This is a genomic window from Streptomyces sp. NRRL F-5122 (assembly GCF_001507435.1).
GTDB classification, from domain to species: Bacteria; Actinomycetota; Actinomycetes; order Streptomycetales; family Streptomycetaceae; genus Streptomyces; species Streptomyces lannensis.
Genome location: NZ_LMWH01000172.1, coordinates 136,969 through 161,862, shown reverse-complemented (window position 1 = coordinate 161,862; position 24,894 = coordinate 136,969). Strand labels below are relative to the sequence as shown.

The following is a 24,894-nucleotide window of genomic DNA, read 5'->3' as shown; positions in this document are numbered from 1 at the left end:
CAACGCCATATGCCACGGCACCGGACCGATCGAACTCCGCCTCGTCCGCCACCGGGTCCTGACCTGCGAGGTGTCCGACACCGCCGCCTTCATCCCGCGTCAGCGTCGCGCACGCACCACGGACGAGAACGGCCGCGGCCTCTTCCTCGTCGCCAAGCTGTCGCGCAGGTGGGGCGCGCGATCGACATCGGGCGGCAAGGTCGTATGGGCCGAACAGGACCTCCCCCGTGCATCGGTCCCCGGTCGGCGCATGCCCGAGGCGAGCCCGCCGGCTTCCGCGGAGCGGAGGGCATGCCTTCGGCACGCCTCCTGACGGATGTCGCCCCCGCCGGCCGGCCCGTGGTCCCTGCCGGCATGGCGGCCCGTCCCATGGCATGTCGTCCGCGCGGCAGCGTCGTGTGCAGCCCGCACCCGTCGGTGGGGCACGTCCGGCGACGGCGGCCGAGAAGGCGCGCGTGCGCACCGCGACCGCCGTGTCGCAGATCCTCGGCCGGGGTCGGCCCCAAGTGGACCCGGGCGTGGCGCGGTTCGTCCGCGACGCCCGGATCCCGGGTGCGATGTCGGACGGACAAGGGCGGCCGTGCCCGGGACCGGCCGCCCCCTGGCGGAAAGCCGCGAAGGTCCGAGGTCCGCCCCTGTCCCGTGCCGGACGTGCGGTCAGACCAGCAGCTTCGCCCGCAGGGCGTCGATGGTGGCGTCGTCCGGCATCAGACCCTTGTGCAGATAGGTGTTGAAGTCGCCGTAGATGTAGTCGACCTCGGCGAAGGCAGCGCGCAGCCAGGACAGTTCCACGGCGTCCGGGTCGCCGGTGTAGGTGTTGCCGGCCAGGAAGTCCGCCTCCACGGTCGCCCGCGGCACACCTAGCAGGGTGAGAAGCACGGCGGTGGTCCAGCCGGTGCGGTCCTTGCCCGCGGTGCAGTGGTAGAGCGTCGCGCCCTGGTTCGCAACGACGGCGGTCAGGGTGTCGTGGAAGGCGTGGTCTGCGCCGACGAGGTTCACCATGAACGGGTGGCCGATGGACCGGCCCAGGTCGTCGGAGCCGCTGAACAGGCCCGCGGCGAGGGCGGCCGCGAGCGTCGCCGCGGCGTCCTTGTGGAACTTCAGGCCGTGGCTGAGGGAGACGACGTCGGCGACCTGGTAGGTGATGCCGGCGGGGATGCGGTCCGGCTCGTCGCCGCGCTCGACGCTGTTGCGCAGGTCGCTGTCGCGGGTGATGTGCTGGTCGAGCAGCACCTGCTGCTCCGCCGCGGTCAGTTGGCTGAGCTTGTTCGAGCGGTACACGACGCCCATGCGGACCCAGTGGCCGTCGGTGGTGCGGTAACCGCCCGCGTCACGGGCGTTGTCGGCGTCGGCGAGGCCGAGGGAGTGTTCGGCCACCGTCAGCGGGGCGCCGCCGTCGGGGGTGAGGCGGAAGTACCAGCGCGCTCCGGATGCCAGGGTCCCCGCGGGGACGGTGAGGCTTCCCGTGCCGGCGCCGCGACCGACCTCGACCCCGGAGGTGGCGTTCGGGTCGGTGGAGGCCGTGACGACGACCTGACCTGCGGGCGAGGACCAGGTCAGCGTGTAGGCGCCGGTCGCGGAACGGTGGGCCTACGCCGCGGTGAAGGGGACCGCCGAGGGTGCCAGGGCTCGGGCCGCCGACGGTGCCGTGGCGGGCGCCGCGAGGGCTGCGGGCGCCAGCGGCACCATGACGGTGCCGGCGAGCAGGGCCGTGACGAGGAGGGTGCCGGTACGCCGAGGAACGCGCATGGTGATGACTCCTGAGATACCGAGGGGCCAACGGGGCGTGTGCTGCGCTCATCCACCCATGCCCACTTGTCGTGAGCGAGACAACCGGGCCACTGCCGGGCGAAGTTCAGGACCTTGGGCACCGACGGCGGGTCGGCTCCGGGGGAACCCCGGCACGACGGGCCGCCGCCGGTGCGACGTTCAGCTCTTCTGTGCCGTCCGGCTGCCGAGGGCCTGTTCGACGGCGGTCCGTACGCGCTCGTCCTCCCGCAGCTTGCGGCGCTTGCGGTTGCGGCGGGTGAGGACGACGGCTGCGACGACCGCCGCGATCACCACGACGAGCAGCAGCAACAGCGTCCACGGCACGGCCCACCCGTGGGCAGCCGCCCGGACGGGCTCCAGTGAGGTGGTGGACCCCGAGGCGTCGGTGAGCCGGGGCGTGAGCGTGGCCGTGGCGGTCAGGCTGACTCCGGGTGTCACACCGTGGACGGGCACCGTCACCTTCCAGGTCTCGCCGGGCAGCAGCTCGGGGGACGGGGCGACACGGCCGGCCTCGGTCCGCAGCCCGCCGAAGGGGCCCTCGACGGACACCTGCTGGTGGGCGGACAGAATGGCGTTGCCGGTGTTGTGGATCGTGTAGGTGACGGTGGCGTCGCCCTTGGCGAACGGATCGAACGAGCCTTCGTACCCCACATGGAGGTTCTCGATCGCGAGGCGCGGGCTGAGCTTGCCGCTGACCCGCAGTTTGATGCGGATGCCGAGCCGCCGGTCCACGTTGACACCCTCGGCTTCGTCGGTCTGCCGCAGGGAGGTGAGAATGCCGCCCACGTAGTCGCCGGGCACGGCATGGTCCGGAACGGTGACCGTGAAGGGGATCTGGGCCGACTTGCCCGCCGGGATCACGACGCGGTCGCGGTCGGCGTGGACCCAGGCACCGATGCCGACGGACTTCTTGTCCTTGGTGAGCAGGTCGAGCCGGCCCGTGTCGGTGGTGAACCCGTCGGCGGCGTAGACCGCCAGACTGAGCGGGGTCTTGCTGTGATTGGCGACGACCATGGCGTCCTTGACGTCGCCACCGGGGTTGAGGTCGTAGGCGAAGCTGGACCGGTCGTCGCCGTACCCGTTCGCGGCCGTCCTGACCGTCCAGGTGACGTCGCCGTCCGCGGCGCGAGCGGGTCCGACGCTCAGGCCGGTGATCGCGCATGCGACGAGCAGGGCGAGGACGGCGGTGCGGACGAGGGAGACGACGGTGGTCTTCCGGCGTGGTGCGAGCGCGTACATCTGGGGGTTCTCCTGGCACGGGAGGCGGGGCAGGCCGACCCGAAGGGGCCTGCCCCGCCGGTGGAACGGGCTGGATCAGCTGCTCAGTGCGGTGATCGTCAGAGTGGCCCGGTAACCGCCCTTGGTGACGGTGTCCGGGATCTTCAGGTCCAGGTCGGCGCCGAGCTTGGCGGTGCCACGGGCGTGGCCCTGGTCCGCCGAACCGATGCCGCGCGAGATGGACAGACCCAGGCCGTGGTCGTCGTAGCCGGAGGCCACCGGGTCGCCGGCCTTGGCGCCCGCGCCACCGTCGAGGACGTACGGCGTCCAGCCGAGGTAGGAGCCCGAGAACGTCTTGTCGGCGTCACGGAAGTCGCTCACGTTGGCCGAGACCGACCACGGTGCGAGCGAACGGCGGGTGTCCGACACCAGGATCGGGTTGATCTTGCCGCCGGCCTCGAAGTGGTCGCCGTTCTTCTCCACCGCGGTGCCGAGGTCGACCAGGCCGTTGTAGCCGTCGATCGTCCAGCCGAACTCACCGGGAGCCGGGTTGGGGACGTTGACCTGGAGGTCCTGCTTGTCACCGTGGTACGGGTGCACCGTCACCTTGTCGACGACCGAGCCCACGGGCTGGTCGGCGGGGGTGTTGTTGCACCACGAGCCCTTCTCCACGGCCGCGTTCGGGGCCGCGCAGGTACCGCTGCGGAGGTTCTCGACGACGAGCTTGTCGTTCCGCACCTGGACCTTCACGTAGGAGCGGACGTGCTCCTGGTTCTGGACCGAGTTGTACCAGTAGTTCTTCGGGTTGAGCGGGTCGGCGCCGTTGCCGGCACCGCTCGTCCCGCTGTTGTCCGGCGTGGTGATGTCGTAGTACTTCGAGCCCGAGGACGAGTTGCCCGTCACGTAGAGGACACCGCCGGGACCGGGGTAGACATCGGCGGCGCCGGGCTGCTCGGCCGGGTTCGCCTTCTCGCCGTTCTTGATCAGGTAGCTGCGGGAGTAGCTGTGGTCGTGACCCTGGAGAACCAGGTCCACGCCGAGCTTGGAAAACGTTGTCGGGAAGTCGACACGACGCGTCTTGTTGTCGCTGTCCTTGGCGTGGTCGGCCGGCGAGTAGATCGCGTGGTGGTAGACGAGGACCTTCCACTTGGCCTCGTTGCCGTGCTTGTTGATGACGTCCGTGACGTAGTTGATGTGCGCCGCGTCGCCGCCGCCGTTGGCGGAGTTGTAGCTGTTGCTGTTCAGGTCGATGAACAGGACATCCTTGTAGATGTACCAGTAGTCACCGCCGGACTTGGTGCCCGCGGGGTTCCCGTTGTCGTAGTACGGGGCCGAGCGGTCGGTGTTCGGGGTGGTGAAGTGCTGCTCGTAGGCCTTGCCGCCGACGTCGTGGTTGCCGATGGTGGCGGCCCACGGGTACTGGCGCAGCTGGTCCGGAGCGAGGAAGGCGTTCCACTGGGACTCGGTGTTGGCCGTCTCGACCTGGTCACCACCCGACACCAGGAGCTCGGCGTTGGGGTTGGCCTTCAGCGAGACGTCGACCGTGTCCTGCCAGCCGGCCTGGTCCTTCGCCACGTCACCGGACGAGCCGATCTGCGGGTCGCCGTAGAACAGGAAGTCGTAGTCGCCTTCGAAGTCCTGCGTCTTGAAGGAGTACGCCGAGGACCAGTTGCCCTCGGTGCCGACACGGTAGGAGTAGGCCGTGTCCTCCTTCAGGCCGGTGATCGTCGCGTGGCGGTTGAAGCCGCCGCTGGTGGCGATGTTCGCTGCGCCGGAGGCGTCGAAGGTGGCGGCGGCGGCGGGGAACTCACCGTTGACCACCTGGGCGGTCGGCGCGACCTGGACGACCTGGGTGGTGTCCGCCGACGAGTACCAGGTCACGGTGCGCTGGGTCTCGTTGGCGCCCACCCCGAGGACGATGCCGCTGAGGGTGGCCGTGTCGGCGGCGCTGGCGGGAGCCGCCAGGGTGCCGCCCAGGGCTATGGCCAAGCCCAGGAATGCCGCTGCGGCCCCGGTGGCCGCGCGGTGCCGCGCAGGCCCGGAGGCCTGCGTGGAGGGTCTGGATCTCATCACTTTCGTTCCTTAAGAGGCACTGAAGTGCGTGATTGGAGGTCAAAAAGGTCTCTCGGGTCGGTAAACCAGATGTAAATGAGATCTTGGGGATTATTGAACTTCGAACGAGAGCTGCACTCTTGTCTCAGATCCCGAACACCCGTTGCGTGAACCACACGAGCCCCATCACCGCCACCCCCGCCGACAGCGCACCGGTCACCCAGAGGCCGGCCGTCGGCGCCCGGTGGCGCAGCACGGCCAGCAGCGGGAACACCAGGGCGATGATGGCCAGCTGCACGGCCTCGATGCCGACGTTGAACACCAGCAGCGACCACAGCAGGGTCCACGACCAGGCCGTCTCGATCCCCAACGCGCCCGCGAAGCCGAGGCCGTGGACCAGACCGAAGCAGAAGACGACACCGAGACGGGTCCAGCCCGCGCGGTCGAGGCTGAAGTGGCCGCCACCGGCCTCCAGGTCGGTGGCGTGACCCCCGCGCCGCCGGATCCGCCACAGGTGCCAGCCCGCGACCACGGCGATCGACAGCGCGATGACGGGCTCCACGACCCTGCCCGGCACATCGACCAGACCGAGGGCGGCGAGCAGGAACGTCACCGAGTGGGCGAGAGTGAAGCTCGTGGCCGCGAGCACGATCTCCCGCAGCCGGCGCGATCCCGCGATGAGCGCGAGCAGGAACAGGATGTGGTCGATGCCGGTCAGCAGATGCTCGGCGCCCAGACGGAAGAACTCCCAGAACCGCTCGTACCAGGGCTGTTCGAGGGAGAAGGCGGCATGGGCGGCGTCGAGCGCGGCGCTGCCCGAAAGGCCGTCCAGCTGATAGGTGGCGATCGTCTTGACGCCCTTGACGTAACCCTCGGAGTCCGGGAACAGCGCGCTGCGCACCTGACGTTCCCCGCCCCCCTGGGGACAGGCCCAGTCGAGTTGCAGAACGGCGTACGGCACCCCCTCTCGTCGGCCCATCGTGAAGCCGCCCACCTGCGTCGGTGTGCAGTTCTCGGCGCCCGAGACGACCGAGAAGCGCTCGGTCGCATACGCGACGGCCGACCGCGCACGTGAGTTGAGCGCCGCGGCCTGCCCCGCGGTGTCGCCGGACTCGAACGCGGCGTCGCCGGTCCGGAAGAGGGTGTCGTCCTTCTCGTAGTCGGCGGCGGAAACGACGAACAGGTCGTACTCGAGCTCCAGCTTCGTGCGTATGCGGTTGTCCTCGCCCTCGGTGACATGGACATACACCGTCGAGGTGAATCCGTGGGCGGACGCCGGCCCGGCCAGGCCCAGGAAGGTGATCACCGCGACGGCGATCCCGATGACGGCGCGACGGAAGTGTCGTGACATGTGGCTCCTTAGAGTTGCCAGGGCACCGTCCATGTCACGGGTGAACTCGGCTCGGCTCGTCGACGAACCGTACGAAAACAGGTTCGACGAAACGCCCTTTCGGGACGACTTGTGAGAGCGGGCATCGCAGGATGGGGACGCACCACTCACATCACTCGGAGGACGAACACCTTGCGCCCCCCGCTCAGGACTCTTGCCGCGCTCGTCGCGTCCGCCGCCCTGGTCACCGGATGCAGTTCCGCCGACGACTGGTCACGGCCGCACCCCGAGCCCACCGCCGTCGGCGCCCTCGGCGCCGGTTTCGTCGACGCCTCCTCCTCGCCCGTCCCGGAGTCGACGACCACACCCCGGCCGGGGTCGTGGACCGGCGTCCACCCGCCGAAGGGCTACCGGGTGGTCCTCCTCACGACGGGTGACGACCGGCCGACCAAGGCTCTGGTGAAAGCCGTCGAGGACTGGGCCGAAGCCGAGCACGTCGACCTCAGGACGGTGCGGGCCGAGCGCACCTCCGGCCTTCTTCCCGCCATCACCAAGGCCCTCGACATGGGCCCGGACCTCGTCGTCAGCGCGGGCAACGACCTCATCGACCCGCTCGCGACGGTCACCCCCAACCATCTGTCGCAACGGTTCCTCGTCGTCGGCGCGGAACTGGCCGAACCCACCTACAACGTCACGGCCGTCGACTGGTCGGGCGCCTCGTTCCGCGGTGAGGGCCTCGGCATGTCGTCCACCTACGACCCGGCCTCGTTCACCGCGGCGCGCTGTGCGGCCGCCATCAGGGCGGGTGTCGCGGCAGTCCTCCACGACCTGACCGGAATCGTGGTCTGGCTCGACGACGTGGGCACGCCCGGCGCCTGAGGGGACACCGCTGCCCATGGCGGGCGGATCGAACGGCCGGACCTCGACTCCGTTCGCCCGGGCGGGATCCCGGCCGATGCGGCCGGCCGCGGCCGCGAACCGGGGCCTGCGGCCGGGCCGGCACGCGTCGTGTACGCGGATCCCATGGCCGAGTGGATCAACGGCGGCACGGACCGGGGCGACCCGTCGCCTGTGGCCCGGGTGTCACGGACCGCTCGGGCCCTCGACGGCACCGCCCGTGTTCTTGACGATCACCGTGTCGCCGGCCCGGCTGAAATCGTAGAAGCGCCGGGCGTCCGGCGTGTTCAGGTGGATGCAGCCGTGGGAGATGTCGGCCCGTCCGACGGCGTGGTTCCAGGGTGCCGCGTGGACGTACACGCCGCCGCTGGTCAGTCGCACCGCCCAATGGACCGTGAGGTCGTAGTAGTTGGGGCTGGCCGGATCACATGTGATGTGCGCGCTGCACGAGGTCATCTCGACGACCGACTCCCTGCCCAGCACGTGGAACGTCCCGGACGGTGTGCGGAAGCCGGGCTTTCCGAAACTCACGGGGAAGGTCATCACCGTTCGGCCGCCCTCCCTGACGGTCATCCGGTGCGTCGCCGCGTCGATCGTCGTGACGCGGCCCGCGGAGGCCGCCCGGGCGGGACCGGCGACCAGCGTCAGGACGGCCACCAGTGCGCCGACCAGTGCGAGCAGTCCGGTGTCACGAAGGTGTGGGCGTGGGCTTTGGCGGTGGTGGGCCATTTCTGATCACCGTCGCTCTCCTGTGCGCAACAGAACACTCCGGCGCCCCTCGCATTCCGAGGCAACTTTGCCCTATATCTGATGGTTTCCGCCATCCGAGGAGCTCGACCACAGGTCAGCGCGAGAAGCCCGGAGCCGGCTCTCGCCCTAAAAATCGAACACGTGATTGAATTCAAGGCATGGCGCACAGGACGTTCCCACCCGAGTTGATGCAGACCCAGCGCGACTGGAACCGCACCTACGAAGCGCTCGCCCGGCGGCCTCGGCAGACCGCGGCCCTGCGCAGACGCCTGCGGGAACTCTCCGGCCGGCTCGCCGCCCATCCGTACTGGAACACCCGGGCCGGCCGATCACCGGCGGCCAAGGTGGAACTGCGCCTGCAGGTCCGGTCGCAGGAGGAAGCGGAATCCTCGTGAAGGACCACCTGACCGAGCGCCAGGAACGCATCCTGAAGTGCATCAGGGACTGGATCGCCGAGCATGGAGAGGCCCCCTCGGTGCGGGAGATCGGCCGGGCCGTGGGCCTGTCGAGCAAGTCCTCCGTGGCCTACCAGCTCGACAGGATGGAACAGCTCGGGGTCATCGACCGGAGTGTGCGCCGCGGCCGGGGGCGGGGGATCGCGTTGCCGCGCTAGCCGGCGCGGCGGGTGTCCGCGCGGTGGTCCGCGGGCGCGCCTCGGACCACCTGCGCGGACACCCGGACCGCGGCACCGACCGAACGCGGCAGGCCGTTCGGCCCTCGCTCAGGCGGCCGGCGGCCGCCACGGCGGGCTGTGGCTGTCGACGTACCAGTCGAAGCCCTCCGCCACCAGCGCGGTGATCTGCCCCATGTCGATCTCCTCGCCCGCGGGGCCGGGCTCACGCAGATGGAACGGCGGTGGATAGAAGCAGTCGCCGAGGAGCATCACCCCGGAGTCGGGGACGGCCACGACCGTGGAGTCCGGTGCGTGCCGGCCGCCCACGTGCCGGACCTCGATCCCGCCCGGGAGCACCAGCCGGTCGGCGAAGGTGCGGGTCGGAGGCCGCACGGCGAAGTCGGCCCAGCCGCTCATGGCCCGTGCGCGGGCCGTGAAGCTCGGCCCCAGCACGGGTTCGGCGGCCGTCTGCTCCTTCAGGTACGCATGACTCCACGGACGGCGCGCCTCGGCGGACAGCAGTGCCGCACCCGACTCATGACCGACGATCTCCTCCGCCTCCCAGGCGCAGGCGCCCCAGGTGTGGTCCCAGTGGTGGTGGGTGTACACCAGCCGGCGGGCGGCCGGCAGCCCCGCGTCCGCCATGGCCGCCTGCACCGATCGGGCGTGCGCCGGGCTCTGACCGGCATCGACCACCGTGCTGCCCGCGTCGTCGGCGATCACGGCCACACAGGGCTTGACCGCCTCGGGATCCGGATCGCCGGGGTGGATCCACACCCGGCCGGACAACCGGCTCAACGAAGTTGTCATCCCCGCAGTCTGTCAGCAGCCGTCGCCGCGGAACAGGCCGTCCACGGCGGCACGTCGGCCCCCTCCCGGGACACACGGACGAGCGGGACGCCGCTCCCCTGCAAACCCGCCAAGGGGCTTACTTTTTTGTAGGTACTTACTGACCCATGGGGCTGCGGCCTACGGTGACGTCATGACCGACAACACGGCCCACCCCCGCCCCGACCTGCCCTTCGATCAGCGTCTGCAGTACCTGGCCGACCGGGTCGAGATCCAGGACCTGATGGTGCGATACGCCCTCGGCCAGGATCTCCACCAGGCCGGGGACAACGGTGTCCTCGAGCAGTGGGACACCGTCTTCGCCCCCGAGGCCACCGTCGACTACTCGGCGGCCGGCGGTCCCCCCTTGAAGGACATCCACTACCGCGTGCTCGTGGACGTGATGCGCGGATCGGACGGGTCCATGAGCGGGCTGCTCAAGTGGCAGCACTTCCAGGGGGTTTCCGCGGTCGACGTGGACGGCGACACCGCCGTCGCACGCACCCAGCACCTGCACACCCACAAGGGCGGCCTCGACGGGCAGGGCTGGAACCTCATCGAGACGGGGTTCTTCGTCGACCGGCTCGTCCGGCGGCCGGAGGGATGGCGCATCGTCCACCGCACCCTGGAGATCATCTGGATGGACTCCTTCCCCACCGTCTGACTCAGCCGGACCGGTCGGGCCCGGGGACATCCCCCTCCGGCCGACCGTCCGCCCGGCACGTCTGCACCGTCCAGTCGTGCAGCGCCGCGAGCGCCGTGGCGAGAGCGTGTCCGGCCGCGGTCAGTTCGTACTCCACACGCGGCGGCACCTCGGGGTGGACGATGCGGCGCACGACGCCGTCGGCCTCCAGGGCGCGCAGTTGCTGGATGAGCATCTTCTGGGTCACCTGGGGGATGGCCCGTTCGAGGCCGGAGAAACGGCGTGGCTGGTGCACCGCGAGGTGGTGAATGATCAGTACTTTCCACCGGCCCCGGATGACGCCCATCGCATGCTCGACCCGGCCGATGGAGCAGTCCGGGCCAGGCGCGTCGGCGGAGTTCACGGCGCGGTCCCTCGCCGCCGAGGTGTGCCGTCGGTGTCGCGGGCGCCATCGGGACGTCCGGCCGTGAGCGCCGACATCAGCCGGCGGTTGGCCTCCTGCGCCGTCATGCCCCAGTCCCATTCGTCCTTGTGCAGACGCAGCGAGACGACGCCGTGCCAGACCGACCACAGCAGGAGGGCTGCGGGGAACGGGGCGTCCGGGTCGACCCTGCGGGCGAGTTCCACGATCCGCCGCTGCAGCCTGGGGCCGTGCTCCGCCCTGCCGGCCGGGAGTTCGTCGCCGCTCTCGAAGAGGAGCTGGTAGGCACCCGGGTGCCCGAGCGCCCACGCGATATAGGCGTCACCCGCGACCACCAGCGTGTCGGCACCTGCTCCTGCCGAGTCCAACGCCGTTTCGACGGCGTCGATCAGAGAGGTGTACTCGGCGTCGAGCACGGCGGACCGGAGGTCGGCTTCCGAGGGGAAGTGCCAGTAGACCGCCGACGGAGCGACCCCGCAGGCCTTCGCGATCGACCGCAGCGACGGTACGGCGACGGGCTGCGGCTGCGCGAGCACGGCCACCGCGGCGGCGACGAGCTCGGCCCGGAGGTCCCGATTGCCCTTGGTTTCGGCTGTAGTGCCCACCCGCCCATTGAACACCTGTTCATTGTAAAATCCAATGAACAGGTGTTCAGGAATGGGGACAGTGATGTTGACGCTCATGACCGTGATCCGTAAGCGGGCCGAGATCTCGACGGAGGACTTCCGGCACTTCATGGAACACGAGTACGGCCCGACCTATGCGGCCCTGCCCCAGGTGCGGGAGTACGTGCAGTACTACCTGTCGGACTCCGGTGGAGACGGAGCGGAGGAACCCATCGACGCCATCGTGCGGATCAGTTTCGATTCGGAGGCGGCGATGCGGGAGGCTCTCGCGACGGAGGAGTACCGCAGGGCCCACGGCCTGCGGCAGGCGTACCTGCGCGACACCTCGGCCGGCATCCACTCGACCGTGCTCGATCGGCAGGTGCGGCTGGTCTAGGAGAACGGCGCCGGGCGGGGCTTCAGTCGGCCTGGGCGAGCAGTTCCCGCGACAGAGCCCACAGGCGACGGCCGTTGTCCGGGTCGACGGCGTAGCGGGCGACGCCGTCGAGTGTGCCGGAGCGGCGGTCCACGACCTCGCTCTCGTTGCAGTCGGCGAAGTACCGGCCGCCGACTCCCTCGAGAAGGGGCGAGGTGGCGAGCAGGACGGAGGTGGCGGCGCCCTGTTCGACGGTCTTGATCAGATGGGCGGGGACCCGTCCGCTGCCGCGGCCGCCGGTGTGGCGCTGGAGGTTGGTGTGGACGGCCCCGGGCATCAGGGCGTTGGCGGTGATGTTGTCCGCGGCCCAGCGGCGGGTCGCCTCCACGGCGAAAAGGACGTTGGCGGTCTTGGACTGGCCGTAGGCGAGCCATGGATCGTAGCGGCGGAAGGCGAAGTCGACGTCGTCCCACACGATCGGTGACTGCTGGTGGCCGGTGGAACTGACGACGACGATGCGGGCGGAGCCGTCGGCGGCCAGCGCCTTGTGCAGGCCGGTGGCGAGGGCGAAGTGGCCCAGGTGGTTGGTGGCGAACTGCCACTCCCGGCCCTGTTCGGTGTACTGCTCGGGGCAGGCCATGACGCCGGCGTTGTTCACCAGGACGTGCAGTGGTCCCCGCCACGCGGCGGCGAAGGCCGCGACGGACGCCGGATCCGCCAGGTCCAGATGCGCGGCATGCACCTCCTGGTTGCCGGTCGTCGAGGTGATCTCCTTGGCGACCCGCTCGCCCGCCGTCGTGTCCCGCACGGCGAGGGTGACCTCCGCCCCCGTGCCGGCCAGGGCGCGAGCGGTCTCCGCCCCGATACCGGAGGAGGCGCCGGTCACCACGACCCGGCGTCCCGTGAGGTCGATCCCCTCCGCGACCTCGGCGGCCGTGCTGGAGAAACCGAACGGGGTGGTGATGGCACTCATACGTGAACTCCTTGCTGTGTGCGGAAACCTGCCTGACGACCCCGCGCTCAGGGTGTGACCAACCCGTCCTGCTCGACGAGGGGTGTGCCGTCGTGCCACGGCAGGGCCTTGCCGAAGCGGACCAACTCGCCGTACAGGGCGGGCTCGACGTGCTCGGCGAGGACGAGGTCCAGCACGGCGCGTGCGGCCTCGGAGGGGGACTGCGCCTGGCTGAAGTCGCTGAACCAGGGGCGCGAGGTGTCGGTGTCGACCATGCCCGGGCAGACCGAGGCGATCAGGATGCCGGCGGCCAGGTCGTGTTCGCGGCGAGCGGCGGCGACCGCGCGGACGGCGGCGACCTGGGCCACCTTGGAGGGCACGTTCAGCCAGACCGGCCAACCCGCCTCCACGGCGGTGCCGTTGTGGACGGCGCTGCGCCAGGACTCGACGGCGTACTCGACCTGGTCGAGATCGGCGCCGTCGAACAGCTGGTGCAACCGTGGATCGAGGTGCCCGAGGGTGCCGAGGCTGCTGGCCACGACGAGCAGTCGTCCGCCGGGGCGCAGGACGGGACCGAAGGAGCGCAGGATCGCGTGGGTGGCCGTGTTGGAGACGTCGATGAACTCGTCGGCCCGCTCAGCCTGTGATTCCCCGGGCAGCAGGCGGGCGACCGCGTTGGAGACGACGATGTCGACCCCGCCGTACCGCGCCCCCAGTTCGTCCGCGAGGCGGGCGACGGCATCGGCGTCGGTGACGTCGAGGATCCGGCCCTCCACGCGGGCGCGGGTGCCCGGGAGCCCGGTGACCTCGTCCGCGGCGTCCGCCACACGCCGTTCGTGGCGTCCGGTGAGCAGGACCAGGTCGTCCGGGTTCATCCGGGCGGCCAGCCCTTCGACGAGGGCGCGGCCGAGCCCCTGGTTGGCGCCGGTGACGAGGGCGATGCGTGAAGCGTTCATGCATGCCACGCTAGGAACGCCCGGGGCCATGAGTCCAACGAAAGTTACGCACGGTTGGTATGCGAGATCGTCATGGACTTCACCGATGTGTCGCTGACCGCGTTGCGGGTCTTCCGCGCGGTGGCCGAACAGGGGACCTTCACCGCGGCCGCGGCGACGCTCGGCTACACCCAGTCGGCGGTCTCCCGGCAGATGGCCGCGATCGAGCGGGCGGCGGGCTCGGAGCTGCTGGAGCGGCGGCGCGACGGGGTGCGGCTCACCGCGGCCGGCCGTGTGGTGCTGCGTCGTGCGACGATCGTGCTCGACGAGATCGAGGCCACCGCGCGGGAGTTGTCCGGCCTGCCCGGGCAGGCCGGGACGGTGCGGCTGGGCTGGTTCCCCAGCGCGGGTGCCGTCCTGCTGCCCCGGGCCTTGACCTCGCTCCGCGCGTCGGACCCCGGCCTGTGCGTCGCCGGACGGGAGGGCAGTACGCCCGCGCTGGTACGCGCCCTGCGGGCAGGCAGTCTGGACCTGGCCCTCCTCGCGTCGGCGCCGCCCTTCAGGCCGCCGGACACCGAGTCTCCCCCGCTCGCGCTGCAGACGCTCACCGAACGGGCGCTGTGCCTCGCCGTTCCCGCCGTCCACCCCCTTGCCCGCGGTGACTTCGTCGATGTGGCCGACCTGCGCGGACAGCGCTGGATCGCGGGCTCCTCCTCCGGCGAGGACCGGCTGATGGGTGTGTGGCCGGGTCTGGACGAGCGTCCCGAGATCGCCCACACCGCGCGCGACTGGCTGGCCAAGCTCCATCTGGTCGCCGCCGGCTTCGGGTTGACCACCGTGCCCGCGACCCTCGCCGCGGCCGCGCCACCCGGCGTCCGCATCCTCCCGGTCCGCGGCGGCCCCCAGGAACAGCGGCGACTGCTCCTGGCCCGACTCCCCCAGCCACCGACCGAGGCGGTCGTCCGGGTGGCGGCGGCCCTCCGCGCCGCGGCCCTCGACACCGGCACCGCCGCCGGTACCCGCTGACCGCACCGGGTACCGGCGCGCCCGCGGACGGCCCAGCGGTACGCGCCTGCCGGCGGATCGGTCCGGCTGGGCCCGGACCGGCGAGTGCTCGACGGTCGTCCCTTCGAACCACGGCACCACCGCCTCCGTCACCCCGGCGGCAAACGACTCAAAAAACCCCGCGGCTCAGTGCCGCGTCGGCGGCCAGTCGCGAGGGTGGGGTACGCGCAGCGACTCCGCCCGGACCGGCATGTGCTCGGCCGCGGCGTGCAGGCGGCCGTCCCGCAGCACGATGGCGCCACTGCGCAGCATCGCGTCGATCAGTTCGGCGGCCAGCGTCTGCGGCGTACGGCCCAGAAGCCGTGCGGCGTCGCGCAGCCAGGCCCGTGCGTGCAGATAGGTCTCGGCCCGGTCGGCCGGGATCCCGTCACGGATCATCAGGGCGAACGCGAAGATCCGCCTGGCGCCGTACCAGACCCCTCCCTCCGGGTCGTCCACGAACCGTTGGGCACTGCGCAGCGCGTTGGCGAACGCCGCATCGGGATCCGCCGGGACGGGTCCGTGCGAGGGAAGCACGACGCGAGGATCGAGGGCGGCGAGCCGCTTCAGGGAGTCGAGCGCGGTGGCCGCCGCTTCGGGGCCGTCGAGGGCGCGGCTCACCCAGCCGACGTCGTAGTCGGACAGCGCGTCCCCGACCACCAGCAGTCGCTCGTCCGGCTGCCACAGCGACAGATGCCCGGGGGTGTGTCCGGGGGTGCGGACGATCTCCCAGTCGGCGTCGCCGAGCCGGAGGATCCGTCCGTCGTCGAGCGGCATGTCGACCGTGTACGGGGCGACCGGCTGGTCGAGGTACTCGGCCGCACAGCAGCCCGGGTCCCTGCGGGCGACGGCCTCGGCCTCCGGGGCTCCGGCCGCGATCGCGGCGCCCATGTTCTGGAGGAGGGCGTTGCCGCCGACGTGGTCGGAGTGCCAATGGGTGTTCACGACCAGGTCGACGGAGCCGGTCCGTGCCTGCGCCCAGGCGGCCGTGTCCTCGGCGTGGCCGACGAACCCGCTGTCGACCAGGGCCGGTTGCCGCCCCTTCAGCAGAAGCAGATTGGCGTCGGGGAACGGGCGCTGCCACCGGATCACCCAGGACGGCAGTGGCTGCGGGGTCACTGCTCGACCCCGTTCACCCGGATCGGCGTCTGCTGCCCGTTGGCGACCGGTTTCCGGCCGCCGTCCCGCACGCCGAACACCTCGAGCCCGCACACCGTCAGGGTGCGTCCGGCCTTCAGGACGGTTCCGACCGCCTCGAGGTGGTCGCCCACGGCGGGCGCAAGGAGGTTGATCTTGTACTCGACGGTGAGCACCTCGGTGTTCTCGGGGAAGAGCGTGTAGGCCGCGTAACCGCCCGCGCTGTCCGCGATGGAACTGGTGGCGCCTGCATGGAAGTAGCCGTGCTGCTGGGTCACTTCGGGCCGGCTCGGGAGCACGATGTGCACGCGGCCCCGCGCGATGTGTGCAATCCGCGCACCGAGGTGGCTCATCAGCCCCTGCCGCTCGAAGCTGCCGCGGATCCGCGCCTCGGTCTCGGGGATCGCCTGCTCCTGCTGCGTCCGGTCTTCCACGCGACCTCCTTCGGCGTACTTCACGGCGTTCGTACGGCGGTGGACGGTTCCTCGGCCGGCCGGTCCTTCCACCGGCGGGAAACCGCCGACGGCGATCATCATGACACCGCGGACGCCGGGACCACCCGCCCTTGGAGAAGCGGGACTTCGGCACGGTGGATCGCAACACCGTGGGCTGCGGCGCGGGACGATCGGCGCGCATCGGGGCCGTACGGAGAGCCGCCCGGCCCGTCCCGAAGACGGCCGGGGACGCGAGAACCCCGAGGGCAGCGACTGCCGGCCGAGCCCGTGGAACACGGCACGGCGCAGGCATTTGGCCCCCGCGCGGCCCGCCGTCCCGGTAGCGGCGGGCCGGCGCCTCGGAAAGCGCGTCGCGGGGTATGCGGAACGTACGCCTCCGCGGACCGGAACGGAAGACCCCTGCGGTATCGGCCCGTCCCTTGAGACGGAGCACTCAGCCGGTGGCCGTCACCGCGCGGTCCGCATCCGGCCGCCTCGCCCAGGCCGGTGTCCAGGTCCCGGTGCCGGAATGGTCGAACCGCCCGGAGCCGAGGTGGGCGCGGAGCGCGGCGAGCGCCGGGTGCGGATTGTCCCGGTGCCACACCAGCGAATGCGGGTAGACCGGTGTCGGACCGTGCACGGCGATCCGCCGCAGGCCGTGGTCGGCGGGCCAGACGAGCCGTGTCCGCTCGCCGACGAAGGTCGCCAGCGACCGGGAGTCGGCGATGGTGTCCAGCAGGGGTTCGGTGCCGAAGTCCGGTCCGGTGATCTCGATGGTCAGCTCGAACTCGGCGGCGAGGGCGTCGTAGTAGGCCGCCCACTCGGTTCCGGGAACGATGCCGGGCATCCAGATCCGGTGTCCGGCGAGCTCGGCCGGGCCGACGGTACGGGCGGCGGCGAGTTCGTGGGCGGGGCCGGTGAGGAGCTGGACGGGCTCGTCGAAGGCCGGGACGGCCGCGATGTCGTCGGGGAGCCGCCGGCCGGGCATGGTCACGGCGCGGAACGACGCGTCGATCGTGCCGGACCGGATGGCGTCGACGGCCGCGTCGGCGTCGAAGAGGGTCACGACGTCGAGCTCGACCTCGGGGTGCGCGCGATGGAAGTCGCCCAGCACGGCGGCCGGGGCGAGCCGCCGGCCGATCACGTCGACGCGCAGCGCGCGGCGTCCGGGACGCACCGAGGCGACCGCCCGCTCCTCGGCCCGCAGGAGATCACGGGCATGGGGCAGGAACGCCTGTCCGTCGATGGTGAGCTGCGCTCCTCGCGCCGTACGGGTGAACAGCCGCACGCCGAGGATCTTCTCCAGCGTGGCGATGCGTTTGGAGACGGCCTGCTGGGTGATCGAAAGCTCGGCGGCGGCGTCCTGGAACCGCCCTGCGTCCGCGGCGGCCACAAAGGTGCGTACGGCGTCGAGATCCACGCGGCCACGGTATCGGCACAACGCATGGTTGTGCTTCCCTGGCTCTCCGGTTGTTTGATCAGGCGGCCTGCCGCTCGCTTTGATGCCGGTGGTCAGCGTGTGGTTGTCGGGATCGGCGAGAGGTGCGGTGGGAATGCCGGGTAGGCGGGCGCTGGGACGGCGGTTCGGTTGGCTGTGGGCGGCCTTCGCCGTCAGCTCCTACGGCACATGGCTCGGGTTCGGTGCGTTCCCCCTGATCGCGATCGTCGTACTGCACTCCGGGCCGACCCAGGTGGCGGTGCTCGCCGCCGCGGGTCGGGCGGTGGGGGCGGCGGTCGCGGTGCCGCTCGGACCGTGGGTGGAGTTCCGCCGCAAGCGGCCGGTCATGATCGCGATGGACCTGACCCGGTGTGCCGCGATGGTGAGCGTCCCCGTCGCGTTCGCGTTCGGTGTGCTCGGCTTCGCCCAACTGCTCGTCGTCTCCGTCGTCGTGGCCGCCGCCAACATCGCCTTCAACGCGGCAAGCGGCGCCTTTGTGAAAACGCTCGTGCCGCGGGAGGACCTGCTCGTCGCCAACGGCCGGTTCGAGTCCACGATGTGGACGGCGTCCATGGTCGGACCGCCGCTCGGCGGTGCGGCGATCGGGATCTTCGGCCCGATGACGACCGTGGTGGCCGATGCGGTCAGCTATCTGCTCTCGGCGCTGGGCATCCGCGCCATCGGCGGGACGGAACCACGCCCGGAGCGGACCGGTACACCCCGGTTGCGGGCCGGCGATCTGCTCGAAGGCTGGCGTCACATCCTGGCCCACCCCACACTCCGTCCGCTGCTCCTCAACGCGATCGCGGTCAACGGCCTGATCATGGCCTCCGAGCCGCTGCTCGCCGTACTGCTGCTGAGCCGTCTCGGGTTCGCGCCCTGGCAGTACGGTCTCGTGTTCGCGGCCCCGTGCGTCGGCGGCCTCATCGGCTCACGTCTGGCGCACCGGTTCGTGACGCGGTTCGGGCAGCACCAGGTGATCCGCACCGTCGGGGCGTTGCGGGCGTGCTGGCCCATCGGGTTGGTCTTCGTGCGGCCCGGTGTCCCCGGGATCGTGCTCATCATCGCCGTCCAGTTCGGACTGGTGACCTGCTGCGCCTTGTACAACACGGTGCTCGCCACCCACCGGCTCGAACACACCGCCCCCGACCGGGTCGCCCGCACCCTGTCCGCGTGGTCGGTCAGCACCAGCGCCTCCATCGCGGCCATGACCGCGATGTGGGGTCTGCTGGCCGCAGTCACCGGCCCCCGCACCGCGATCGCGATCGCGGGTGTCCTCCTCCTGGCCACTCCGCTGTTGCTCCCGCACCGCGAGAAGACCCCCGGGAACAGCAGGGAACAGGCCGCGAGCCTCACATGACGAGCCGGCACCTTCCCCGGCCGCGGTACTTCTCCCGGTCCGCCGGGATGTTCTGACGGTCCGCCCGTCACGCCCCTTGTGCCCCTGAATGTTCGCGGCGACCCGTCAGGACGGCGGATCCGGTGGACCGGCGGGCCGGATCGCCGCCGGGTCCCAGCGATACATCCGCTTGAACGCGACCCACGCCCCCCACTCGGGCTCGTACAACGAGGTCGTCACCAGGGCGACCGCCCGGTTGTGCGGCCCCCGGTAGATGCAGCGCAGCCGGCCGGGACGCCACAGCCCGCCGACGCGCACCTCGACCTCGCGGTGCGGCCAGTACGTCGTGTGATCACCCGTGAAGCAGTCGAGCATCTCCCCCGTGCCGATCGCATGCGCGTCGCCCTCGCGCGGCTGCGCCTCCGCCGTCGCGAGCACCTCCCTCGAGGTGTATTCGAGGCTCATCCGGTCCGGGTCCCACGCGACCCACACCATGGGGATCGACGGCGACGGCCAGTCGACGATCGTGAGGATCGCCCGGGTTCCGTCCGGCAGATCGCGGTACTGGATGACCTGGGTCCGCTGTCGCCGCCCCTCGCGGCCGAGCGTGAGCCAGAGGCCGGTGCGGTTGAACTCCACCTCCTCCCTCGCCGGCACACGGTCCGGTATCGGCAGCGGGACCTCTTCCGCATCACGCCATTCGCTCATGTGTTCGAAAATAGCGCCGAGTTGCGGTTCTGACGAGGCGGCTGCGCGAGATTCACCCGAAGGTGGCACCGTGCGGTCGCAGAGCCCTCCAGGTCCGGCGGCGGGCGGGCCCACGCCGAAGCGGCGGCGCCGCGCGGCGGCCGGACCGCCGTGTCCGTGAGCCTCTCACCAGGCGGAACGCGGTACAGCCGGCCGCCGGTCCACGGTCAGGAGACGGGCGCGTGGTGGTAGTCGGAGGTGGAGAACGCCTTGCCCAGCTGGACAAGGGACTCGGGGGCGTCCAGGCGCTCCATGAACGCCTCGACGAACACGAGCCGGTCGCGGTTGCCGCCCGCCGTTTCGAACGCGGCCGCGAGTTCCTCCTCGGTGGTCGCCTTGACGGTGACGGCCAGGCCCAGCGGGTCGAAGGCCTCGACCAGCCGGTCGTAGTGCCAGGTGGCGATGTTGTTGTAACCCGCGTTCGCGCCCAGGATGTGGCGCTCGACCGTGTAGCCGTCGTTGTTGATCAGGATGACGACGGGGTTGAGGCCATGGCGCAGCACCGTGGACAGTTCCTGCGCGGTCAGCTGGAAGGAGCCGTCGCCGATCAGCAGGATGTGACGGCGCTCGGGTGCGGCGAGCATGCACCCCAGCAGGGCCGGGAGCGTGTAGCCGATCGAGCCCCACAGGGGCTGCCCCACAAAGGTGCAGCCGTGCGGGAACGGCAGTTCCGCGCATCCGAAGTACGAGGTGCCCTGGTCGGCGATCACCACGTCACCCGGTTCGAGGAACTCCTGGAACTGCTCCCAGAAGCGCTCCTGGACGAGCCGGGATGAGCGTACGGGCTCGTGGGGGGCCGCTGCGCCGACGCACCGCCGGAACTGCGAGGTGATGTCGGAGGGTTTGCGGATGCCGGCGCCGGCGAGAGCCTGGATCGCGTCCTTCATGGACACATGGTCGTGCCGGACGGAGCCCACGGCCGCGGCCGTCGGATGGAGTGCGATCAGCCGGGAGGGGTCGATGTTCTGGGAGAACCCCCCGGTGACCGAGTCGGTGAACTGAGTGCCGACGGCCAGGAGGCAGGCCGCGTTCTCGATGGTCTCCCTGACGTAGGAGTCGCTGAGCTTCCCCGCGTACCCGCCGATGAACTGGTCGTGGTCCTCGGGGAAGACGCCCTTCGCGGAGCTGAGGCAGGCGACGGGGCAGCCGATGCCCTCGACCAGTCGGACCAGCTGCGGGGCGAGACGGTACCGGTCGGCCTCGGGGCCGAGCAGCACGGCCATCGAGTCCGCCGAGCGCAGCAGGTCCCGCGCCTGGTCGGTGAACCTCGCGAGCGTGCGGGGGTCGCTGGACGGCTCGGGGAGGACCAGCGGCTCGCCCGGTGCCTCGATCGTCTCGCACGCCACGTCCGAGGGCAGCATGATGTACACGGGACGTTTGAGCAGCCAGCACAGGCACAGCACCCGGTCGATCTCCGAAGCGGCGTTGTCGCGGGTCAGCGTCGCCTGGGCGACCGTGTACTCCTCGGCGCACCTCGCCGCGCGCCGGAAGTCGCCGTCGCCGGCCGTGTGATGGACCTTCTGCTTGTCCTCCACGACGAAGGTCGCCGGCGTCCCCACTATGGACACGACCGGCACGGACTCGGCGTACGCGCCGGCGACGCCGTTCAGGGCGCTCAGCTCCCCCACGCTGAACGTGGTGACCAGCGCCGCGATCCCGTTCAGCCGGCCGTAACCGTCCGCGGCGTAGGCGGCGTTGAGCTCGTTGCAGTTCCCGATCCATTCGATGCCGTCCATCGCCTCGAGCTGGTCGAGGAATTCCAGCTGATAGTCGCCGGGCACTCCGAAGACGTGCCCGACCCCGATCTCCCGCAGACGGCGCAGCAGGTGGTCGCCAACGGTGCAGGTGCCCATGTCATGGCCTTTCTCGTGCCGGGATCCGGGTCCGGGAGCCGCCGGTTCGCGGGACTCGCCTGCGGGGAGATCCGGTGGTGCGCGGCGCAGGCGCCTATTCGAGGACTCCCTCGTGGAGTTGGGCGAAGAGTTCGGTGTTCCGCGTGTAGTCCACGGGGACGTCGATGATCGTGATGCCCGGCTGGACCCGGGCTTCGCGCGACAGGGCCTCGCCGAGGACCTTGGCGAACTGCTCCTCGGTCTCGACGCGGTAGCCGTGGGCGCCGAAGGCTCCGGCGTACTGGGCGATGTCGTAGTCGCCGAGCTGTACTCCCGAGGTGCGCCCGTACTTCAGCTCCTCCTGGAAGCGGACCATGTCGTAGGTGTTGTCGCGCAGGATCACATGGGTGAAGTGCAGGCCGAGGCGGGTGGCCGTCTCCAGTTCCTGGGCACTGAACAGGAATCCCCCGTCGCCGGACACGGACACGACCTGCTTGCCTGGCCGTACCAGGCAGGCCGCCATGGCCCAGGGCAGGGCCACTCCGAGCGTCTGCTGGCCGTCCGAGAACAGCAGGTGCCGGGGCTCGTAGGCGCGAAAGTGCCGGGCCGTGTAGATGTAGTGCGAGCCGACGTCGCAGGTGACGGTGGCGTCGTCGTCGATCATGTCGCGAAGCGTGAGCAGGACCGACACCGGATTGAGGCCGGCACGCGTGTGGTTCGCCGTACGCGCGGTGTCGTCGGCATCCTTCAGGGCCCGCCGCTGCTCGGCGAGTTCACCGAGGACCTCGGGGTCGAGACGGAGCCCGGACAGCTGTCCGGCCAGGGCCCGGACGGTGGAGGCGACGTCACCCTGCAGCTCGATCGCCGGCTGGTAGTGGTTGTCGATGTTCGCGGGCACCACGTCGATGTGGACGACGGTGCGGGACGGGTCGGTGTTCCACAGCTTCGGGTCGTACTCGACGGCGTCGAAGCCGACGGTCACCAGGACGTCCGCGTGCGAGATGACGATGTCGCCCGGCTGGTTGCGGAACAGGCCGACCCGGCCGAGATAGTGCTCGTCCAGCGTCCGGGAGACGACGCCCGCGGCCTGGAACGTCTCCACCACCGGCAGGTCGGTGTCCTCGAGGAGGGTGCGCAGGGCGGCGCAGGCCTCCGGATCGGCGCCCCGTACGCCGGCGAGGATCACCGGCCGCCTGGCGTCACGGATGAGGCGGGCCGCCTGCTCGATGCCCTCCGCCGGTGCGGGCCCCAGGCGGGGTACGGGGCACGCCCTGGTGATGCCGGCCGAGATGGGCGTGGCCAGTACGTCGGAGGGCAGGATCACGGCCGCCGCCCCCCGGGGCTGGGTGAGGGCGGCACGCAGGGCGTTGGCCACCGCTTCCGGGACGTTGCCGGCGTCGTTCACCTCGCCGGTGTACTTGGTGAAGGCCTTGAGGGCGGCGGTGGCGTCCATGGACTGGTGGCTGCGCTTGAGGCGGTCCGCGCGGGGCACGGCCCCGCACAGCGCGACGACGGGGTCCTGCTCGGTGTTGGCGGTGAGAAGGCCGGTCGCGGTGTTGGACGTGCCCGGTCCTGAGGTGACGACGACGGCCCCCGGTGTTCCGGTGAGCCGTCCGACCGCCGCGGCCATGAAGACCGCGTTCTGTTCGTGGCGGCACACCACCAGTTGAGGGCCGCTGTCCACCAAGGCGTCGTAGATCGAGTCGATCTTCGCGCCGGGCACTCCGAAAACATGGCTGACGCCGTACGCCGACAGCACCTCGACCGCGCGCTGGGCGGCACGCGCTTCAGACTCGGACATGGAATGCAGCCTCTCGTTGTGGTGGCAGAGAGCTCCTCGGCCGTCGAAGTCCGGAGCCGGCCGCGCCCGTTGCCGAGCAACGGGGCCGGTGACGGACCCACCCGCTCGCCGGCCGCGGACAGCGGTTCCGCAGGCCGCCCCTCAGCCGCCCTCGGCCTGGCGGATCTGATCCGTCAGGTTGCCGGGGGTTAGATCGGAGCCGAGGAACTGCTGTGTCGTCGGCAGACTGAGGTGGAGTTCGGAGCGCTCGCCGAGCGCGACCGTGCCGTGCTCGACGCGGAAGTCCAGGCAGTGACCGCCGTGTTCATGGGATGCGTCGATGAAGTGCATGTGGTAGCCGGCCACCGAGATGCCCTGTTCGTAGTCGGGCGTGCGGTAGCCCGCCAAGGTCCCTTCCAGATCGGTGAAGTCGGTCTCCGCCTGCCCCTCGGCGGCCTCGGTCAGCGAGGGATACGGCGGCTCCTGCTTCCGCACCGTCCGGGCGCGGATCTCGCCGAAACGCCCGGTGATCCGGATCGCGTAGATCAGGTTGGGGCTGCGGACCAGGTCGTCGACAAGCGCGATCACCTCGGCACGGGTCATGGGCGCCGTGATCTCCTCGGTGATCTCCGGCGTGAACCACGTCATGGCCGCGAAGGGCGACAGATCACCCCTGTCGGCGGTCTCCACGGAACCGTCGGCGCGGAGGTGGTAGCAGACGCCGTCCAGGACGAGCATCTCGCCGTCGAGGTGGTTGAACGTGCCGAGCCCGAAGTCCCCGTGCTCGAGCAGTTGCCCCACGGAGACATCGCCGTCGTAGACGCCGTCCATCAACGCGCCCATGGTCGAACTCTGGTACACCTCACGCGCTCGCCCGGCGTCATGCCGTGCGCCGCTCCCGCCGCCCCGGTGCGCCAGGACCGTGCGGGCGAACTTCCGGAGGCGGTCCACGGGGGTCGCCTCGCTACCCATCGCTCGTGCCTCCCATCGCCCTGGGAAAAAGCCCTGGCCGCCCGGGGCGGACAAAGCCCGCTCCAGGGTGTCGACCCGCCGCTGCCGGTGCACTGGGCGTCGCACAACGTCACCACCGCCGCCCGGGGGTACAGGGCGCGGCGAACGTATCTCCCACAACATGCTGCCTGCATCCGGGCCGCACGCAACCGGAGGACCGCGCCCGGCCCGGCACTCGTCGGCGGCCTTGAACGACAGCTCGACGACGTACTCGGTGCCGGTCCCGCTCGCGCCGACCACCGGGACGACCTCGATCGCGGCGTCGTCGGAGGACTCCCACGCACCCGACCACACCTGCGAGGTGACGGGGCCGTGGGCTCGGGCGGCCCCGAGGGTGTCCGACCCCCATGTGCCGGGGAGCCAGTCGTCGAGCTTGCCGGGGATCTCGTCGAGCAGCCAGGTGCGTCCGGTATCGCCCTCGAAGGCCGAGCCCGACTTGTGGCGCAGGCGGACGTCCCGGCCCTGGGCGTCGAGGTCGGGCGCGTCGGTGTCGAAGTACTCGTAGGACCGCGCCTTGGACGAACCGCCGATACCGACGGCCGACTTCACGGCCGAGGTCGGGTTGCGGGACGAGTCGGGTGCCGCGGTGGTCAGCGACAGTGGCGGTGAGGGACGCGACCAGGGCGGTCGCCGGCGCGGTGAGCAGGCGGCGAGCCCGCAAGAAAGCGATGCTCATGTCAGGAACGTTCCTCGGACGGGTGAGCAACAGGTGGGTGGCCCGTGGGGAATCGTGTGAACCGGG

The 24,894-nt window shown here is 70.9% G+C and carries 26 protein-coding genes; 8 read left to right on the top strand and 18 right to left on the bottom strand.

The features are described from left to right. On the top strand, positions 1 to 313 hold a 313-nt coding region (locus ADL25_RS18765; RefSeq protein ID WP_199839175.1), incomplete at its 5' end, for an ATP-binding protein. 344 nt (positions 314 to 657) lie between these two features. Here ADL25_RS18765 and ADL25_RS18760 read toward each other — a convergent pair. The 5 genes from ADL25_RS18760 to ADL25_RS18745 form a co-directional block, all read right to left on the bottom strand. Further along, on the bottom strand, positions 658 to 1,377 hold the full coding sequence (locus ADL25_RS18760) for a tyrosine-protein phosphatase (RefSeq protein WP_234380964.1): 720 nt from the start codon (positions 1,375 to 1,377) through the stop codon (positions 658 to 660). Positions 1,378 to 1,590: 213 nt separating this feature from the next. Next, positions 1,591 to 1,749, bottom strand: a complete 159-nt coding sequence (locus ADL25_RS50575; protein WP_234380963.1) for a hypothetical protein — start codon at positions 1,747 to 1,749, stop codon at positions 1,591 to 1,593. 180 nt (positions 1,750 to 1,929) lie between these two features. Beyond that, positions 1,930 to 3,009, bottom strand: a complete 1,080-nt coding sequence (locus ADL25_RS18755) for a WxL protein peptidoglycan domain-containing protein (protein WP_059128901.1) — start codon at positions 3,007 to 3,009, stop codon at positions 1,930 to 1,932. 75 nt (positions 3,010 to 3,084) lie between these two features. Beyond that, on the bottom strand, positions 3,085 to 5,058 hold the full coding sequence (locus tag ADL25_RS18750) for a purple acid phosphatase family protein (protein ID WP_059128900.1): 1,974 nt from the start codon (positions 5,056 to 5,058) through the stop codon (positions 3,085 to 3,087). 127 nt (positions 5,059 to 5,185) lie between these two features. Further along, the gene (locus ADL25_RS18745) at positions 5,186 to 6,391 is read right to left on the bottom strand and encodes a HupE/UreJ family protein (protein ID WP_059128899.1); all 1,206 of its coding nucleotides are present in this window, start codon (positions 6,389 to 6,391) and stop codon (positions 5,186 to 5,188) included. A gap of 171 nt (positions 6,392 to 6,562) precedes the next feature. Between ADL25_RS18745 and ADL25_RS18740 the strand changes: the two genes are divergently transcribed. Beyond that, positions 6,563 to 7,249, top strand: coding sequence for a hypothetical protein (locus ADL25_RS18740; RefSeq protein WP_059128898.1), 687 nt, complete (start codon positions 6,563 to 6,565; stop codon positions 7,247 to 7,249). A gap of 204 nt (positions 7,250 to 7,453) precedes the next feature. Here the strand turns inward: ADL25_RS18740 and ADL25_RS18735 are convergent, their stop codons facing one another. Further along, the gene (locus ADL25_RS18735; RefSeq protein ID WP_059128897.1) at positions 7,454 to 7,996 is read right to left on the bottom strand and encodes a L,D-transpeptidase; all 543 of its coding nucleotides are present in this window, start codon (positions 7,994 to 7,996) and stop codon (positions 7,454 to 7,456) included. Between the two features lie 179 nt (positions 7,997 to 8,175). On the opposite strand from ADL25_RS18735, the gene ADL25_RS18730 reads away from it, so the two are divergent. Both ADL25_RS18730 and ADL25_RS18725 read left to right on the top strand, forming a co-directional pair. After that, entirely contained in the window at positions 8,176 to 8,412 is a 237-nt protein-coding gene (locus ADL25_RS18730) for a hypothetical protein (protein ID WP_059128896.1), read from the top strand. After that, entirely contained in the window at positions 8,409 to 8,630 is a 222-nt protein-coding gene (locus ADL25_RS18725) for a MarR family transcriptional regulator (protein ID WP_234380962.1), read from the top strand. Before ADL25_RS18730 ends, ADL25_RS18725 begins: the two co-directional genes overlap by 4 nt. A gap of 108 nt (positions 8,631 to 8,738) precedes the next feature. On the opposite strand, the gene ADL25_RS18720 is transcribed toward ADL25_RS18725, so the two are convergent. Continuing rightward, positions 8,739 to 9,440: an MBL fold metallo-hydrolase gene (locus ADL25_RS18720; RefSeq protein WP_059128895.1), complete on the bottom strand. Its 702-nt coding sequence runs from the start codon at positions 9,438 to 9,440 to the stop codon at positions 8,739 to 8,741. Positions 9,441 to 9,612: 172 nt separating this feature from the next. Here ADL25_RS18720 and ADL25_RS18715 point away from each other — a divergent pair, with 172 nt between their 5' ends. After that, positions 9,613 to 10,122, top strand: coding sequence for a nuclear transport factor 2 family protein (locus tag ADL25_RS18715; RefSeq protein ID WP_059128894.1), 510 nt, complete (start codon positions 9,613 to 9,615; stop codon positions 10,120 to 10,122). 1 nt (position 10,123) lies between these two features. On the opposite strand, the gene ADL25_RS18710 is transcribed toward ADL25_RS18715, so the two are convergent. Both ADL25_RS18710 and ADL25_RS18705 read right to left on the bottom strand, forming a co-directional pair. Next, a complete protein-coding gene (locus ADL25_RS18710) occupies positions 10,124 to 10,504 on the bottom strand; it encodes a winged helix-turn-helix transcriptional regulator (protein WP_234380961.1) in 381 nt (126 codons plus the stop codon). Further along, positions 10,501 to 11,127, bottom strand: coding sequence for a TetR/AcrR family transcriptional regulator (locus ADL25_RS18705; RefSeq protein WP_059128893.1), 627 nt, complete (start codon positions 11,125 to 11,127; stop codon positions 10,501 to 10,503). Before ADL25_RS18705 ends, ADL25_RS18710 begins: the two co-directional genes overlap by 4 nt. A 76-nt stretch (positions 11,128 to 11,203) precedes the next feature. Between ADL25_RS18705 and ADL25_RS18700 the strand changes: the two genes are divergently transcribed. Beyond that, positions 11,204 to 11,524 carry an EthD domain-containing protein gene (locus ADL25_RS18700; RefSeq protein WP_234380960.1) on the top strand — a complete coding sequence of 107 codons (321 nt, stop codon included), beginning with the start codon at positions 11,204 to 11,206 and terminating at the stop codon, positions 11,522 to 11,524. A 22-nt stretch (positions 11,525 to 11,546) separates the two neighbouring features. Here the strand turns inward: ADL25_RS18700 and ADL25_RS18695 are convergent, their stop codons facing one another. Both ADL25_RS18695 and ADL25_RS18690 read right to left on the bottom strand, forming a co-directional pair. After that, positions 11,547 to 12,476, bottom strand: coding sequence for an SDR family NAD(P)-dependent oxidoreductase (locus ADL25_RS18695; protein WP_059128891.1), 930 nt, complete (start codon positions 12,474 to 12,476; stop codon positions 11,547 to 11,549). A gap of 47 nt (positions 12,477 to 12,523) precedes the next feature. Continuing rightward, positions 12,524 to 13,411, bottom strand: coding sequence for an SDR family NAD(P)-dependent oxidoreductase (locus ADL25_RS18690; protein ID WP_059128890.1), 888 nt, complete (start codon positions 13,409 to 13,411; stop codon positions 12,524 to 12,526). 72 nt (positions 13,412 to 13,483) lie between these two features. Between ADL25_RS18690 and ADL25_RS18685 the strand changes: the two genes are divergently transcribed. Beyond that, entirely contained in the window at positions 13,484 to 14,416 is a 933-nt protein-coding gene (locus tag ADL25_RS18685) for a LysR family transcriptional regulator (RefSeq protein ID WP_059128889.1), read from the top strand. 165 nt (positions 14,417 to 14,581) lie between these two features. On the opposite strand, the gene ADL25_RS18680 is transcribed toward ADL25_RS18685, so the two are convergent. From ADL25_RS18680 to ADL25_RS18670, 3 genes are all read right to left on the bottom strand, one after another. Then, the gene (locus ADL25_RS18680) at positions 14,582 to 15,553 is read right to left on the bottom strand and encodes an MBL fold metallo-hydrolase (RefSeq protein WP_059128888.1); all 972 of its coding nucleotides are present in this window, start codon (positions 15,551 to 15,553) and stop codon (positions 14,582 to 14,584) included. Then, positions 15,550 to 16,005 carry a PaaI family thioesterase gene (locus ADL25_RS18675; RefSeq protein ID WP_059128915.1) on the bottom strand — a complete coding sequence of 152 codons (456 nt, stop codon included), beginning with the start codon at positions 16,003 to 16,005 and terminating at the stop codon, positions 15,550 to 15,552. The genes ADL25_RS18680 and ADL25_RS18675 overlap by 4 nt, the downstream gene beginning before the upstream one ends. A 454-nt stretch (positions 16,006 to 16,459) precedes the next feature. Continuing rightward, entirely contained in the window at positions 16,460 to 17,425 is a 966-nt protein-coding gene (locus ADL25_RS18670; RefSeq protein WP_059128887.1) for a LysR family transcriptional regulator, read from the bottom strand. 133 nt (positions 17,426 to 17,558) lie between these two features. Here ADL25_RS18670 and ADL25_RS18665 point away from each other — a divergent pair, with 133 nt between their 5' ends. Then, positions 17,559 to 18,803: an MFS transporter gene (locus ADL25_RS18665; protein WP_059128886.1), complete on the top strand. Its 1,245-nt coding sequence runs from the start codon at positions 17,559 to 17,561 to the stop codon at positions 18,801 to 18,803. A 105-nt stretch (positions 18,804 to 18,908) separates the two neighbouring features. Here the strand turns inward: ADL25_RS18665 and ADL25_RS18660 are convergent, their stop codons facing one another. From ADL25_RS18660 to budA, 4 genes are all read right to left on the bottom strand, one after another. Continuing rightward, positions 18,909 to 19,490 (bottom strand): hypothetical protein, encoded by a 582-nt coding sequence (locus tag ADL25_RS18660; protein WP_059128885.1) that lies wholly within the window; start codon positions 19,488 to 19,490, stop codon positions 18,909 to 18,911. 206 nt (positions 19,491 to 19,696) lie between these two features. Continuing rightward, positions 19,697 to 21,382 (bottom strand): alpha-keto acid decarboxylase family protein, encoded by a 1,686-nt coding sequence (locus ADL25_RS18655; protein WP_059128884.1) that lies wholly within the window; start codon positions 21,380 to 21,382, stop codon positions 19,697 to 19,699. Positions 21,383 to 21,476: 94 nt separating this feature from the next. Next, positions 21,477 to 23,162 carry an acetolactate synthase AlsS gene (gene alsS, locus ADL25_RS18650; RefSeq protein ID WP_059128883.1) on the bottom strand — a complete coding sequence of 562 codons (1,686 nt, stop codon included), beginning with the start codon at positions 23,160 to 23,162 and terminating at the stop codon, positions 21,477 to 21,479. Positions 23,163 to 23,303: 141 nt separating this feature from the next. Continuing rightward, complete coding sequence (budA, locus tag ADL25_RS50570; protein ID WP_234380959.1) at positions 23,304 to 24,701, bottom strand: acetolactate decarboxylase; 1,398 nt, start codon at positions 24,699 to 24,701, stop codon at positions 23,304 to 23,306. Positions 24,702 to 24,894: the final 193 nt, after the last annotated feature.